Origin of the sequence: Cloacibacterium sp. Arc13 (assembly GCF_041431305.1) — a bacterium.
GTDB lineage: Bacteria > Bacteroidota > Bacteroidia > Flavobacteriales > Weeksellaceae > Cloacibacterium > Cloacibacterium caeni_B.
On record NZ_JASMRM010000008.1, the window covers coordinates 74,677 to 89,923 of the forward strand.

The following is a 15,247-nucleotide window of genomic DNA, read 5'->3' on the forward strand; positions in this document are numbered from 1 at the left end:
ATGAAATCTACTAATAGCCAATTTATCTTTTTATTTATCTTTTTTATCATTGTATATAGCTTAGGAAGTTTCAGTAAGATCCCTTTTGGAGATTGTGTGGGCTATGTTTTAACAACAGAAAAAGAAATATTCATAAAAGAAGCTACTGCAACTTCACACATCTTATATATTAATACAGCCATTTTAATTAAAAAATTACTATTTATCGATGGTGTTTTAGCAAATAAAATCTTAGTGATTACATCAGGAGCAGCAGTCGTTTCCTTGATATATTTAATTGTATTTGAGATGACCAAAAAACAATTAACATCCTTCATATCTGCTGTGGTTTTTGGCTTCAGTTTTTCTTTTTGGAGAAATGCAGAAATTGTGGAGGTATATACTTTTAATGCGGTTTGGATTACACTCTATTATTATTTTGCATTAAAAGCTTACAATAAAAATTCTCCTAAACATCTATTCATTTCAAGTATATTTTTAGGGATAAGTTTATGGGCACATATCCAAAACATATTGCTTATTCCTTCTTATTTATTGTTACTTTTTTATTTTAAGAAGAAAACAAACGCTTACCTTTTTCCTCTATTAGCTTTTTGCATTCTTTTCGGATTGCTTTTTGTGGTAAATATAAGCCAAAACCTATCCTTTCATTCAGTTTTTACTTCAGAACAAGGCAATTGGGTATCTAATTCTTTTAAGAAAGATTTATCTACTTATTTATATGATTTTATAAAATCCTTAGGATATTTAATTTATAATTTCAATCTATTTGTAATTATTGGCATATACGGATTTTATTTACTGTTTACTACTCAACCAAGAATCGCTTGGTTCATATTAACTGCTTCATTAGCTGTTTACGGGTTTTCTACATTCTATGCCGTTTCAGATAATTATGTGTTTTTCATTCCTTTCAATATATTATTTGCCATTTTAATAGGAGTTGGACTTTCTAAAATCCAAAATAAAATAATGTTAAAAAGTTTTAGTTTTATCGCTTTCTTGATTCCTTTATTTTATATTTTCAGTTTTAGCATCGCTCAGAATACAGAAAAAGGAAAAAATTTTGGTGAATTCAAATCCTATAAAGGAGGGTTGAATTATTACCTTCTACCATGGATGAATGAAAACGTAGGAATTGTAGAATTTACTATGGAAAATAGAAAAGCTCCCGAAAAAGTTAATTGGATGACTTACAGCGCTTTGGAATACATCAACCTATTGAAAACAAAAAACATCCCAGAAGATGAAATAAAAAAACATTAAAAAAACCGAAGATTATTCTTCGGTTTTTTTCTTTCTAGTAGTTTTTGGCTTTTCTTCAGCTACTTCTTCTTTCGGTTTCGCTGCTTTTTTAGGTTTTTCAGCTTTTGCTTCCACTTTTGGAGCCGCTACTTTAGATGTCCCGGATTTTCTTGGTCTTGTTTTCCCGTAACTCCCTGCGGTTACTTTTCCTCTTCTCGTTTTTTTATCGCCTTTTCCCATAAATATTAGTTTTAAATGATTGGTTCTTACAAAGTTAATAAAATTAAAATAGTACACAAATGCATTTTATCATCTTAAAAATGTATATTTTTTGGGCGTGCCTTTTTGTTTTTAGCCACTTCATTCCTTTCCAAAAAAAACAAAAAGTCGGTCTTCACCTGCAATTCCTCGTGCCAAAGCTTTTGCCAACGCTTACTGCGGGATTTCCGGTTACGCCCTCACGCAAAATGCAACGCAGAAAAATAAATTTTATCAAAATTTAAAATATTTTATTGTTTTACAATAATTATTTATATATTTGCGATATATTTTTAAAATAATAATTATGAAAAACTTATCAAAAAAAACTTTAACTTTCCTAAAATTTATATTTTGGATAACATTATTTGGACTTTTTGTAGATATTATTTCTATTTTATGGGTTTACTTTTCACATTATTTAGATTGGTCTTCACAAAGAAAATATTTTTCTAGTGTAAATTTCTCTAAAATATTTAATGAAGATATTTCCGCTTTCAACGTTATTCTTATTGGTGTATTTATAACTACACTTCTAAAAATAGATTTTGTGAACAAAATCATCAAAATTTTAAAAAATCTTAATCTACAAAATCCATTTGAAGATGTATTTTATTCTCTAATTATATCCATCAGTAAAATTTCTTTAATCATAGGAATTATTAATTGGCTTTTGCACTTTTACATAGAATTTTCAGTAAAAAATGAACTCATTCTTTCCTATCAAGTTACAGAACTTAATTTCCTTTTTTTATCTGCATTACTATATATTATTGGGCAGGTTTATAAAAAAGCACTATACTTAAAATCAGAAAACGAATTAACCATTTAAAACAAATAATTATGAAACTTATAGGACAAAATTCTATTTCAAAGTATTTTAGTTACTTTTTTTTAATTCTTTTTTGGTTTATTGTTTTCCATTTTATTTATGAGATCATTGGATTTTCGGTACTTTATTACAAATACAAAACAGGAAGCAATATTTTATCAGAATACTTTCTTCTAGGAAATGATGTAGGTTGGGCAAAAAATGAATATACCAATCCAATAAAAGATGTTCTGAAATTTAAAATTTATTATCCATTTACAGAACAAAATCTATTAACTGGAATTTATACTAAAAGTTTCATTATCAACAGCTTAATAAGCTCTAGCTTTTTTACAATTTTCAGTTTTGTATGCTATAAAATTACCGAAGCTTTAGGTAAAGATTATATTTTTAACTTAAAAACAATAAATTGGTTCAAAAAATTGGCTTGGCTGAGCATTATATTCGTTCCTATTCAAATTATTAATTGGTTTTATAATTTAAATTTAAAATTTAGTGCAGATATATTTTACATCTGTTTTATATTTTTAAGTTTAGGAATAGCTATATTTTTTATTATTGCTTTCTTCAAAAAAGGCTACGAACTTCAATCCGAAAACGATTTAACAATTTAGAAATATGCCAATCATCATCAACCTAGACGTAATGCTTGCCAAACGTAAAATGCAATCGCAAGAACTCGCAGATAAAATTGGCATTACACAAGCCAATCTTTCCATACTAAAAACAGGTAAAGCCAAAGCAATAAAACTTTCGACTTTAGAAGCCATTTGTAAAGCTTTGGATTGTCAACCCGCAGATTTATTAGAATATATTCCAGAAAAATAGTTTTTAATCATCAAAAAAACTTCTATAATCTCACTTCCATCTTCCATCCTAAAATCTTATCTTTGCAACCTAATTTTTGGGAATTAGGAGATTATATATTCTTCAAATTTTGAAATTGAATTTCATAAATTGAAATATCTAAAATCTAAAATCTAAAATCTAAAATCTAAAAAAAATGTTCAGAACGCACACTAACGGAGAACTTACACTCAAAAATCTTAATGAAAAAGTTACACTTTCTGGTTGGGTACAAACCATCAGAGACAAGGGTTTTATGGTTTGGATAGATTTGCGAGACCGTTACGGAATTACACAATTGGTTTTCGATGCAGACAGAACTTCGGCAGAAATTCTAGAAAATGCGAAAAAACTCGGTCGTGAATTTGTGATTCAGGCAGAAGGAACCGTAATTGAACGTGCTTCTAAAAACCCAAAAATCCCAACCGGTGAAATTGAAATTTTAGTTGAAAAATTAACGATTCTCAACAGCGCAGAATTGCCACCTTTCACCATCGAAGACGAAACGGATGGCGGCGAAGAATTGAGAATGAAATACAGATATTTAGACATCCGTAGAAATCCTGTGAAAGATAAACTGATTTTCCGTCACAAAATGGCGCAAAAAGTGAGAAATTATCTTTCAGACAAAGGATTTATTGAAGTAGAAACGCCAGTTTTGATAAAGTCTACACCAGAAGGAGCGAGAGATTTCGTAGTACCTAGTAGAATGAATCAAGGTCAGTTTTATGCGCTTCCACAATCTCCACAAACTTTCAAACAATTATTGATGGTTGGTGGAATGGACAGATATTTCCAAATTGTAAAATGTTTCCGTGACGAAGATTTGCGTGCAGACCGTCAACCAGAATTTACCCAAATCGATTGCGAAATGGCATTCGTAGAACAAGAAGATGTTTTAGAAATTTTCGAAGGAATGACGGCGCATTTACTGAAAGACATTACTGGAAAAGAATTCGGGAAATTCCCAAGAATGACTTTTGATGAAGCGATGAGAACTTACGGAAATGACAAACCAGACATCAGATTTGGAATGAAATTCGTGGAAGTAAATGAATTGGTTCAAGGAAAAGATTTCAAAATATTTGACGAAGCAGAATTGGTTGTTGGGATTAATGTAGAAGGTTGCGCAGATTATACCAGAAAACAAATTGACGAGTTAATTGATTGGGTAAAACGCCCTCAAATTGGTGCTTCTGGAATGGTTTGGATTAAATTCCAAAATGATGGTGTAATTACTTCATCTGTCAATAAATTCTACAGCGAAGAAGACCTTAAAAAAATTACAGAGAAATTCGGAGCAAAAGAAGGAGATCTAATGTTATTAATGAGCGGAAACGCTAATAAAGTAAGAACTCAACTTTCTGCATTAAGAATGGAATTGGGGAACAGATTAGGTTTAAGAAAAGGTGATGAATTTGCTCCACTTTGGGTTGTGGATTTTCCACTTTTAGAATGGGACGAAGAAACTGGAAGATATCACGCAATGCACCATCCTTTTACTTCGCCAAAACCAGAAGATGTACATTTATTAGAAACTGAACCAGGAAAAGCCAGAGCAAACGCTTACGACATGGTTCTTAACGGCAACGAAATTGGCGGTGGTTCTGTAAGAATTTTCAATAAAGAATTGCAGTCTAAAATGTTTGATTTATTAGGATTTTCTAAAGAAGAAGCAGAAGCGCAGTTTGGTTTCTTGATGAATGCTTTCAAATTCGGAGCGCCACCTCATGCTGGATTGGCTTTCGGTTTTGATAGATTAGTTGCCATTCTCGACGGAAACGAAGTGATTAGAGATTACATTGCTTTCCCGAAAAATAATTCTGGACGAGATGTGATGATTGATGCGCCTTCACCAATTCACGACGAACAACTTAATGAATTGGCATTGAAAGTGAATTTATAAATTAGAGCGAGATTTTTTCCTCGCTTTTTTAATGAATTTTTATGAAAGAAAAACTATTAACTTTAGAAATCCCTCTTAATGAGAACCTTTATCGCGAACAACTAAAAAAATTCTTTTATCTTCGTTGGAAAAAAGGTTTAGGAGAAATTAAACGAAGTATAATTTATGTTTCGGTTATGCTTATTCTAACCTTATTATCTTACTTCGGTAAAGGAGATATATCAACTTTATACATAATTCTTACAACAATATTAGCCACAATATTATATGTTCAGCTTTTCCAGTTTTTCAAAAATAAAAAAATGTATTTTAGAAAAGTAGATGAGACATTGAAAGAATGTAAAGAATTCAATAACATCGGATTTTTGGAATTAACTGAAAATGATATCTTCTTTAAAAATAAATTTATCGAACAAAAATCAATCTGGAAAAAAACAAATTTTGAATTTGTTGATAATTTATTTATTGTAAATTTTGAAAACTCATTGCAATCATTTTTATTTGAAGAAAAAGAAATTGGTAAAGACAATTTCAACAAATTAATTTCAATAGTAAAAATGTACTCCAAAGAAAAAAAATAAATGTATAAATTAGAGCGAGGCTTTTTCCTCGCTTTTTTATTTTTCAATATTATTAACATCGGATAAAACTAAAATTAAATACATCCGATATTAAGAAAATTTTCTTACCTTTGTTAAATGAATTGGCAAAATTATCCTTATCACTTTGAAGGTTTAGAGAAACACCTCGAAAGAATTCTGCAAAAAAAAGCAGAATTGGATAAATTACGTCCAATTCCGAGTTATGCTGTGAAAGGTATTAAAGAAAGTTTAATGCTAGAATGGACGTATAATTCTAATAGCATCGAAGGAAATACTTTGACACTTCACGAAACAAAAATGGTGATTGAAGAAGGTTTTACCATCAAAGGAAAATCTTTGAGAGAACATTTCGAAGCCATAAATCATCAGGAAGCCATAGAATTTGTAGAATCTTTAATATCGGATAAAAATAATTTAAATAAAACCGATATTATGAGAGTTCATTATTTGGTTTTACAAAAAATTGAAAAAGATTTTGCTGGAATGTTCAGAACTTCTGGTGTAAGAATTTCTGGAGCAAATTTTACTCAACCAAACGCTTTTAAAGTAGATGAACTGGTAACAGAATTAATTGATTGGGTAAATTCATCAGATATAAATATTATTATAAAAGCGGCAATTTTTCACCACAGATTTGTTTGGATTCATCCGTTTTTCGATGGAAATGGTAGAACGGTGCGTTTGATTTTCAATCTTTTATTAATGAGAGAAGGATTTCCTCCTGCAATTATCCTTAAAAATGATAGAAAAAAGTATTATGATGCTTTAAACTTAGCAAATAATGGAGATTATTCTAAAATTTTATTATTAGTTCTTCAAGCTTTGGAGAGAAGTTTAGACATTTATTTAGGTTCTCTCAATAATACGTATGATAATTATCGCCCGATTTCTAATATTGTAGAAGAAGAAAGGCTACCTTATGGACAAGAATACGTAAGTTTATTGGCTAGAAAGGGAAAAATAGACGCTTTCAAGGAAGGTAGAAACTGGCTTACAACCAAAGAAGCTGTTCTAGATTACATAGAAAAGCGAGAAAGAAAAAGAAAATTAAATTGATTTTTATAAATTAGAGCGAGGTTTTTTCCTCGCTTTTTTTGGAAATTAAACGATTATTTGATTTCTGATATATTTCAGTTTAAAAATATTATTCACGCAATAGCAATAGCGTAACTTTGCACTACTAAAAAACTATTATTATGTTCGAGTGGCTTAAAACCTTACTTTTCCCAACTGAAGACCCAAGTGTAATTCAATCATTAGTTACCATAATGCTTGCAATAGGTACTGGAGTTTTCTTTGGAAGATTGAAAATGGGCAAAATTACCTTCGGTGTTTCTGCAGTGATGTTTACTGGATTAATCTTGGGCCATTTTGGCTATAGAATGAATGAAGAAATATTCGATTTCATTAGAGATTTTGGTTTAATTTTGTTTGTTTATGGTATCGGATTACAAGTAGGACCATCTTTCTTCTCTTCTTTTAGAAATGAAGGTTTAAAGTTTAATATTCTTGCTGTTTCTACAGTTTTATTTGGCGGATTCATCACTTTTCTACTCTTTAAATTCACAGGAGTGAGCATAGAAAACTTGGTGGGAATTATGAGTGGTGCTGTAACCAATACACCAGGTTTAGGAGCTGCTAAAAATACCATTGTAGAATTAAAAAATCAGTTTCCAGATAAAACATTTGACGACCCAACAATTGGTTACGCCATCACTTATCCTTTAGGTGTTTTTGGAATCATTGGTGTTATTATTTTATCTAAAGTTCTTCTAAAAATTCATCCTGATGTAGAAATGAGAAAATTCAGAATGAACAAAATTAATCGCGAAGAACCATTAGTCCACAAAAAACTAAGAGTTACGAATCCTCAATATTTTGGAATTCCATTAGGAGAAGTAATTAACAGTATAGGTCATGAAATTGTAGTTTCTAGATTAAAACACAGTGGCGAGGTTTCTGTTTTTTCGCCAAAATTAGACACAGAACTTCAAGACAGAGACGTACTGATGATTGTAGGAAAAGAAGCCGATTTAGAAGACTTCATCAAAAAAGTAGGAAGACCTTCTACCGACTCTTTCATAGAATCTGATTCTGATATTAACAAGAAAAATATTTTCGTGACCAAACCTTCTGCAGTTCACAAAACACTCTCAGATTTAGACTTGTATAATGCTTATGATGTAAAAGTAACTAGAGTTTTCAGAGCGGGTAAAGAAATGATTCCTAGACCAAGTTTAGAACTTTTCTACGGAGATATTTTGAGAGTTATCGGTACGGATCAAGGTATTAAAGAAGCAGAAAAAATCATTGGTAATCAAGAGAAAAAATTAATAGAGCCAGACTTCTTATCACTTTTTGGTGGTTTATTAATCGGGATTATTGTAGGCTCTATTCCATTGATGATTCCTGGTTTACCAATTCCTTTAAAACTAGGATTTGCAGCAGGACCACTGATTGTAGCATTGCTTATTTCTAGATATGGAGGTATTTCTTTCATTCACTCTTATATCAATAACGGAGCGATTTATTTCATGAAAGATTTAGGAATCTGTCTATTCTTTGCAGCAGTAGGTATTCATGCAGGAGAAGGATTCTATGAAAATTTCATCAAATATAACGGTTGGCTATGGATTTTATATGGTTCTGCAGTAACTTTCATTCCATTAATCCTGATGGTGATTGTAGGAAGATTTTTCTTAAAAATCAATTATTTACAATTGGTAGGAATTATGAGCGGAAGTTATACAGACCCAGCTGCATTATCATTCAGTACTAATTATTTAGATTCAGATATTCCAATCCAAAGCTACGCGCAAGTTTATCCTTTGGTTACCATTGCCAGAATTTTTACCGCAAGTTTATTAATCTTGCTATTGACTTAAAAAAATAATATTATACCAAATAAAAAAATTCCATCAATAATTTGATGGAATTTTTATTTTATAGAATTTCTAAATTTTTTGAATTATTTTCCTACTGTTTCAGGGAATCTAGCTTCTGTAAATTCTCTAGAAATTGCAGCTTTTTCGAATTTTAATTTACCGCTCATGGTTTCTAAAATCACTCCATCTTCTACTACTTGTACAATTTTAGCATGCATACCAGAAGTGGTTACTACTCTAGCGCCTGGTTTTAGAGAATCTTGAAATTGTCTTTCTTTCTTTTGCTTCGTAGTCTGTGGTCTCAAGATTAAGAAGTAGAAAATCACAATCATTAAGACAAATGGTAAAATCATTGAGAAGAAATCACCTCCACCTTGTGCTTGTAGAAATATTGTTGTAAACATTTTTTTATTTTTTAAGGTTGAATATCTGCTGAGAATCTAATTTCGATAGGAACTTGTGCTACGTTTGCATACACTTCTGCTGATTTATATACTACACCATCAAAATTTGTAGAATCAAATTTTAGCGTAATTTGACCTTTTTGACCAGGCATAATTGGTTCTTTAGTATAATCTGGAGCTGTACATCCGCAACCTGGTTTTACCGCAGAAATAATCAAAGGATTTTTACCTGTGTTGGTTACTTCGTAAACGTGTTCTACCACATCTCCTTTTTTGATTTTTCCGAAATTAAAGTCTGGTTCAGAAAGTGCTAATGTAGTTTCTGCATGATTTTTTGCTTCGCTTACCAAGTCACTTTGTTTTACTACTCTATCATCTGCAAAAGGATCTTTTTGCTCTGTTGTAGTAGTAGCAGTTGATGTTTCGGTTGCTTCATTTTTTTTACAAGAAGCTAAAGTCAAAACAGCTAGTAAGCTTAAACCTAATATTCTTTTCATTGATTCTGATTTTTTAAAATTTCCTCAAATTTAATCAAAATTTATGCTCTAGAAATATCTTTCGTGTATTTATCTAAGATTCCGTTCACAAAAATCTGACTTCTATCGGTAGCAAAAACTTTAGAAACCTCTATATATTCATTGATAATCACTTTTGCTGGAGTGAGAGGGAAATTATCTATCTCTGTAATAGCTGTGATCAAAATCAATCTATCCATTAAAGAAATTCTTTCTAAATCCCAATTTTCCAGTCTTTCTTCGATTTTTTTCTCAGAATTTTCCCAGTGAGAAATGCTTTGTAGTAATAATTTTTTAGCAAAATGTCTGTCTTCTTCATCTTTAAGCATTTTGATTAAAGTATGACTCGGCTGATTTTGTTTCATAAAACCAATGGTCTTCTGAATCATAGAATTCGAAATATGGAAATCATCTGCCCAAGACAATTCTAATTCCTCTAAACGCTCATGAAAATCTTCATTTTCGGCAACATATTTTAGAAATAATTTCCCAACAAACTTTTGGTCTTCTTCAAAACTTAGGCTTTCTTCAGCCATATATTCTTGGTAACGCTTACTCGCAACGATTCTCTGAAATGTTTTTACTAACAATTCATCGTGTAAGTCCCACTGATATTTTTTGTGTTTTGAGTTAAAGGAAAGTCTTTCTTCGTTTTGATCAAGTTGTAAAAAAACTTGATTATTCACGAATTTCATGTTAGGATTAAGGTCTTCTTCAGTCTTAATAAATTTATTTTTACCGATTTCAATTTGTCTTTCGGCAAGATCTTTTAATGCAACCAAGAAGTTGAGTTGATAAATATAGAGATAATAGATTTTTTCAATCTCTGTAAACATATTTTTCTCTAAAACATCAGTTTTTATAGGATTCTGATGATAAGAATATAGTGTCTGCACTACTTTTTCGCGGATTTGTCTTCTTCCTAACATTTTCAAAGAGCTTTTAATAAGATGGTGCAAAGATAGAAAAAAATGCTGGAAGTAAGAAACATGAAGTCAGAAGTTATTTTTGCTTCTTTTTCAAACTTATATTTTCTGTATTTTTGCAACTATGAATTCACTTAAAACGCTTAATCCTTACTTTTGGAAACACAGAGTTCTGCTATTTTGGGGCTTGCTATTTATCATAGCATCTAACTTTTTTGCTATTTATCAAGTACAGTTTGTAGGGCAGAGTGTAGATGTTATCAAAAGTGTTTTAGATAAGAAAAATGTAGATAAAGAATTATTATTCAATACCTTACTGATTAACGGAGCCATTATTGTGGGAACTTCGGTTTTGTCTGGAGTTTTCAGATTTATGATGAGACAAACCATTATTGTAGCTTCTAGAAGAATAGAATACGAACTCAAAAATAAAATTTACAGACATTATCAAGAGCTTTCGCTTACTACTTATAAAAAAACCACAATTGGTGATTTACTGAACAGACTTTCTGAAGATGTAGTGGCGATTAGAATGTACCTTGGTCCTGGTGTAATGTATGTGGTGAACTTGGTGATTTTATTAGTCATCACTAGCATTTACATGCTCATGACCAATGTGCAAATGACACTTTGGACACTTATTCCACTTCCTATTTTGTCTTTTTTGATTTATAAAGTAAGCTCTATTATCAACCGAAAATCTAAAATTATGCAGAAAAGCCAAAGTGCGATTTCTACATTTGTACAAGACAGTTTTTCGGGGATTAGAGTGGTGAAATTTTTCAACAAAGAAAAATACATCGAAAAAAATTACGGCGAAAAGGTAAAAGATTATCAAGACAAAGCATTAGATTTAGCCAAAACAGAAGCGTATTTCTTCACCATTATTTTATTTGTTATTGGTTTATTAAATGTTGCCATTTTATATATCGGTGGTAAAAATTATTTTGAAGGAAAACTTACAGTAGGAACCATTGCAGATTTCTTTATGTATATTAACATTCTGATTTGGCCATTTTCTATGGTAGGTTGGGTTTCATCTGTTAATCAAAGAGCTGCTGCTTCTATGACCAGAGTGAATGAATTTTTGGACATAAAATCTGAAATCGTCAACAAAAATTTCGACCAATATGAAATTAAAGGCGATATAGAATTCAGAAATGTTTCTTACACCTATCCTAATACAGGAATAAAAGCTTTAGAAAATCTAAGTTTCAAACTAGAAGCTGGAAAATCTATGGCAATTATGGGAAAAACGGGCAGCGGAAAATCTACTATCGCATTGTTACTATGCAGGTTAATTGATCCCGATGAAGGAGAAATTTTAATTGATGGGAAAAATCTCAAAGACCATAATCTAGAATTATACAGAAAACACATTGGTTATATTCCTCAGGAAAGTTACTTATTCTCGGATACGATTGAGAATAACATTGGCTTTGCTATAGACCATCCTACGCATGATTTGGTAGAAGAATTTGCAAAAAAAGCAGATGTGCATAAGAATATTGTAGAATTCAAAGACCAATACAAAACCATGGTTGGCGAACGTGGCGTAATGCTTTCTGGAGGGCAAAAACAGCGTATTTGTATCGCAAGAGCACTCATCAAAAAACCAGAAATTCTCATCTTTGATGATTCGCTTTCTGCACTCGATACAGAGACCGAAGAAAACATCCTTCAAAACATAGAAAAAGATATTAAATCTTGCACTTCTATTATCATAACTCACAGAGAATCAAGCGCAAAAAGAGCAGACTTCATATTAAATCTTAGTGATTTAGACACTACGGAAACTTCGTAGAAACTTAAAAATTACGCTAAAATATCAATTTCTTTAAAATTTATTTTGAGATTAAAAGAAATCTTTTATATTTGTTCAATAGGATTTCTAAAATAAGTAACAATGAGTGATTACAAGGAGAGAAACGAAAATGAAATTTTCACAAAGGTGTTGAAGGCAGGTAGAAGAACTTATTTCTTTGATGTGCGCGAAACAAAAGCAGGAGACTATTATCTTACCATTACAGAAAGTAAAAAGAATTTTGGTGAGAATGGAGAAGCAACTTTCGAGAAGCATAAAATCTATTTATACAAAGAAGATTTTGCAAGTTTCAGAGAAATGTTTAATGAATCTACAGATTTTATCATCGCTCAAAAAGGTGAGGACGTAATTTCTGAAAAACATGACAAAGACTTTAAGTCTAGATCTTTCACAATCGAATCTGACGACGAAGTATAAAATTAAAAAAAGCATCCTTTTTTAGGATGCTTTTATATTTTTAAATAATTCTTTTGATCCAAATTCTTGGATTATTTTTCTATTGTCTATTAATTTGGCGCAGGAATACTTGAAAATCTCATGCTAATAGTGAGATTAGTATCATTAGTCGCCGTATTTTTCAATACATAAGCTACTCTAGCTTTTACAGAACCGCTTTTTACAATTTGGTCTAAAATTTTAGAAGTATCAGGATCTAAGTTGAGCGTATTCCCAATATTAGAGCCAATATCTGTTCTTTGAGCCACTAAAATTTCACCAGTGTTGTTTCCAGAAAGATAAACTTTGATGGATTTAAAAATTCCCAATTCGCCATTCGTTCTCAAGTTGGTAGCAGTTGCTTTAGCACTAGAAATTCTAATATCTTGAACCATGCTGGTTCCCGCTCCTACATATTGAGCGAAACTCGTAGCAGAAGACGTTACAGAAATTCTTGATTGGCAGGAACACCCGAAGAAACCAAAACATTCGTGGTATAAGGAACGGTATTCTGAACGATACTTTGCACTGTACCACAACTTACTGTGGTAGCTGCAATTACAAAAGCTGATAAAATTAAATTTTTCATATTTACATTTTTTTTATTTTATTCTACTGTCACGGAAATATTTCCCTTCAATTTTCCTTCTGCCATCAGATTTTTGCCAAAAACAATCTTATAGGTTCCGCTTTGTTTTTGAGCATATTTCATTTCTCTCGAAAAAGGACCGTCTGCTGAACCATCTGGTAAAATAATTTGGTTAATTCGGAGATTTCTATCTTTCTCTACGCTATTGATTTTAGCAGAAAGAGTGGGTTTATTAAAATTTTTAAGCACCAGAATAAATTGCTGGTTCTCATCTGTAAACTCTTCACCAATGGTAAATGGAAGTTGAGAAGCATCTAAAGTTCTGATGATTTTATTGCCTTCTACCGTTCTCATTGCACCTCGTCTTCCTTGTGATGGTTGAGAAGAATTATTTTCCATGATTTCTGTTTTAGTGGTAGTTGTATTTGCATTTTGAGAAATTCCGTTGTTTGTACAACAACTCACTCCCAAAATAGAACTCCACAAAACATTAATTAAAATTTTCATATCATCTGGTTTATCATTAGCGAGCTAATATTATACCAAAGTTACTTAATAAATTGTAGAATATTCAGCTTGATGTAAATGTTGTAACAATTCGTTAGAATTCTAAAAATCTAATGTTTCGTAGTAAAGAATTTTTGATAAAAAAGGCTTTTTATCATTCAATTCTTTTTCGTAATTCGCTCTTTCAGCTATTTCTTTCGGAAAATTTTTTTGAAGAATTTTATCATTGTAATTCAAAGAATACAGAAATTTAAAATCTGCTTTTTCGTTCTTAATATTGTAAACGGTGGCAAGATTTCCCCAATTGATAAAACTACACACCAAAATCGTTCCGTAGAAATACCAAACCATTTGGTTAAAAAGATAAGCATTGGTTTTTTGCTGATGAATTTTAATGAAAGTGAAAATCAATCCAATAATGGCTAAAATTAAAAACGCATAAACACCTAATCTTTTGTAGGTTAAGCCTAAATTGAATACGTATTCAGAATTTTTCACAAAAGCCGAAATCACTAAAACGGCATTCAGAAATACCCAAATTTTTGCCAAATTTTTCAAAGATTTCGTTTGATTATCAAAATTGAAACTGCCTTTAAAATAGAACATAATCACACCTATTGCCATCACAATACTCGCAATTACCGCTCCTACTCTTTCGTGCGTTTCTTCGGCAAGTTGATTGGCAGTAGCTTTTGACAATTCTACAAACTGCTCATAATTAAACGTAACGATGAAGAATAACAATAAAATATTCAATGCTACAAAGGATACTACACCACTCAATCTTTCAAAAGGAAGGTCTAGAAAATCGTAAGTAGGTTTCAGTTTTTTGTCTTCATTCAAAAAATCGTTTTTCAGATAATGATTGTTCTTGATAAAAAATTCATAAATCGAAAAATTGAAATAATTAAAAGCCAAGAAAAACCCTAAAATACTTAATGCAATAACTTGCCAAAGATTAATATCTAATTCATAATCAGAAAAAAGCGAAGCAAAATGTGAACTTCCGTGTGTATAAATCGCAAAGAAAATCAACAGCAGAAAAGCTGGGATTAAAACCACCGCTAAAACTTTTTGCCAAAAACTTTCGGTTTTTCTCTGTGGCAACCATTGTTCCAACTGAAAAACAAGGTAAATAAAAGTCACAAAATTAATTGCAAAAACTGGAATCACGAGAATAGATTTAAGTTCTTTGTTTTTGGAAGTGAAACCCAATAAAAAAAGCGAAGTGAAAATAGCAAAAAAAGAGGCAAAATCACCATACCAAGCAAAAGCAATACTGCTAAAAATGCTGGTGGCCAAAACTGAATAAAAAGTTCGGGTTTTGAATCTTTTTTCGGTATTAAAATAAGTAAGAACCGCAACCAAAATTCCTAAAATACCGATATTTAATCCAGGTTCTTGGTCATAAAACAGTACAACAAACATTGCTGTAACTAAAAAGATTAAGTGATGTGTTTTCATAATTTTTT

The 15,247-nt window shown here is 31.0% G+C and carries 18 protein-coding genes; 10 read left to right on the top strand and 8 right to left on the bottom strand.

What is annotated here, in order from left to right:
- Window positions 1–1,266 carry a protein O-mannosyl-transferase family gene (locus QO190_RS07720; protein WP_371462279.1) on the top strand — a complete coding sequence of 422 codons (1,266 nt, stop codon included), beginning with the start codon at window positions 1–3 and terminating at the stop codon, window positions 1,264–1,266.
- A gap of 12 nt (window positions 1,267–1,278) precedes the next feature.
- Here the strand turns inward: QO190_RS07720 and QO190_RS07725 are convergent, their stop codons facing one another.
- The gene (locus QO190_RS07725) at window positions 1,279–1,485 is read right to left on the bottom strand and encodes a 30S ribosomal protein THX (RefSeq protein WP_104794121.1); all 207 of its coding nucleotides are present in this window, start codon (window positions 1,483–1,485) and stop codon (window positions 1,279–1,281) included.
- A gap of 325 nt (window positions 1,486–1,810) precedes the next feature.
- On the opposite strand from QO190_RS07725, the gene QO190_RS07730 reads away from it, so the two are divergent.
- The 7 genes from QO190_RS07730 (at window position 1,811) to QO190_RS07760 (ending at window position 8,574) form a co-directional block, all read left to right on the top strand.
- Window positions 1,811–2,335, top strand: a complete 525-nt coding sequence (locus QO190_RS07730; RefSeq protein ID WP_371462280.1) for a hypothetical protein — start codon at window positions 1,811–1,813, stop codon at window positions 2,333–2,335.
- A gap of 11 nt (window positions 2,336–2,346) precedes the next feature.
- Complete coding sequence (locus QO190_RS07735; RefSeq protein WP_371462281.1) at window positions 2,347–2,949, top strand: DUF2975 domain-containing protein; 603 nt, start codon at window positions 2,347–2,349, stop codon at window positions 2,947–2,949.
- Window positions 2,950–2,953: 4 nt separating this feature from the next.
- Window positions 2,954–3,163: a helix-turn-helix domain-containing protein gene (locus tag QO190_RS07740; RefSeq protein ID WP_371462282.1), complete on the top strand. Its 210-nt coding sequence runs from the start codon at window positions 2,954–2,956 to the stop codon at window positions 3,161–3,163.
- Between the two features lie 175 nt (window positions 3,164–3,338).
- Window positions 3,339–5,087 carry an aspartate--tRNA ligase gene (gene aspS / locus QO190_RS07745; protein WP_371462283.1) on the top strand — a complete coding sequence of 583 codons (1,749 nt, stop codon included), beginning with the start codon at window positions 3,339–3,341 and terminating at the stop codon, window positions 5,085–5,087.
- 41 nt (window positions 5,088–5,128) lie between these two features.
- A complete protein-coding gene (locus QO190_RS07750) occupies window positions 5,129–5,668 on the top strand; it encodes a hypothetical protein (RefSeq protein WP_371462284.1) in 540 nt (179 codons plus the stop codon).
- Between the two features lie 117 nt (window positions 5,669–5,785).
- Window positions 5,786–6,745, top strand: coding sequence for a Fic family protein (locus tag QO190_RS07755; RefSeq protein WP_371462285.1), 960 nt, complete (start codon window positions 5,786–5,788; stop codon window positions 6,743–6,745).
- Between the two features lie 140 nt (window positions 6,746–6,885).
- Window positions 6,886–8,574: a putative transporter gene (locus QO190_RS07760; protein ID WP_371462286.1), complete on the top strand. Its 1,689-nt coding sequence runs from the start codon at window positions 6,886–6,888 to the stop codon at window positions 8,572–8,574.
- Between the two features lie 83 nt (window positions 8,575–8,657).
- Here QO190_RS07760 and yajC read toward each other — a convergent pair whose 3' ends face one another.
- From yajC to nusB, 3 genes are read right to left on the bottom strand one after another with little or no spacing between them, the layout of a single operon-like run.
- On the bottom strand, window positions 8,658–8,978 hold the full coding sequence (gene yajC / locus QO190_RS07765) for a preprotein translocase subunit YajC (RefSeq protein ID WP_069800706.1): 321 nt from the start codon (window positions 8,976–8,978) through the stop codon (window positions 8,658–8,660).
- Between the two features lie 11 nt (window positions 8,979–8,989).
- The gene (locus tag QO190_RS07770) at window positions 8,990–9,475 is read right to left on the bottom strand and encodes a DUF1573 domain-containing protein (protein WP_213195287.1); all 486 of its coding nucleotides are present in this window, start codon (window positions 9,473–9,475) and stop codon (window positions 8,990–8,992) included.
- Window positions 9,476–9,516: 41 nt separating this feature from the next.
- Window positions 9,517–10,422, bottom strand: a complete 906-nt coding sequence (gene nusB, locus QO190_RS07775) for a transcription antitermination factor NusB (protein ID WP_069800703.1) — start codon at window positions 10,420–10,422, stop codon at window positions 9,517–9,519.
- Between the two features lie 121 nt (window positions 10,423–10,543).
- Between nusB and QO190_RS07780 the strand changes: the two genes are divergently transcribed.
- Both QO190_RS07780 and QO190_RS07785 read left to right on the top strand, forming a co-directional pair.
- Window positions 10,544–12,223 (top strand): ABC transporter ATP-binding protein, encoded by a 1,680-nt coding sequence (locus QO190_RS07780; protein WP_104794129.1) that lies wholly within the window; start codon window positions 10,544–10,546, stop codon window positions 12,221–12,223.
- A gap of 102 nt (window positions 12,224–12,325) precedes the next feature.
- Complete coding sequence (locus tag QO190_RS07785; protein WP_069800699.1) at window positions 12,326–12,661, top strand: DUF3276 family protein; 336 nt, start codon at window positions 12,326–12,328, stop codon at window positions 12,659–12,661.
- 89 nt (window positions 12,662–12,750) lie between these two features.
- Here the strand turns inward: QO190_RS07785 and QO190_RS07790 are convergent, their stop codons facing one another.
- The 4 genes from QO190_RS07790 to QO190_RS07805 form a co-directional block, all read right to left on the bottom strand.
- Window positions 12,751–13,074 carry a hypothetical protein gene (locus QO190_RS07790; RefSeq protein ID WP_371462287.1) on the bottom strand — a complete coding sequence of 108 codons (324 nt, stop codon included), beginning with the start codon at window positions 13,072–13,074 and terminating at the stop codon, window positions 12,751–12,753.
- 47 nt (window positions 13,075–13,121) lie between these two features.
- Window positions 13,122–13,268, bottom strand: coding sequence for a hypothetical protein (locus QO190_RS07795; RefSeq protein WP_371462288.1), 147 nt, complete (start codon window positions 13,266–13,268; stop codon window positions 13,122–13,124).
- A gap of 18 nt (window positions 13,269–13,286) precedes the next feature.
- On the bottom strand, window positions 13,287–13,775 hold the full coding sequence (locus QO190_RS07800) for a hypothetical protein (protein WP_371462289.1): 489 nt from the start codon (window positions 13,773–13,775) through the stop codon (window positions 13,287–13,289).
- 102 nt (window positions 13,776–13,877) lie between these two features.
- A complete protein-coding gene (locus QO190_RS07805) occupies window positions 13,878–15,239 on the bottom strand; it encodes a DUF4153 domain-containing protein (protein WP_371462290.1) in 1,362 nt (453 codons plus the stop codon).
- Between the last annotated feature and the right edge of the window lie 8 nt (window positions 15,240–15,247).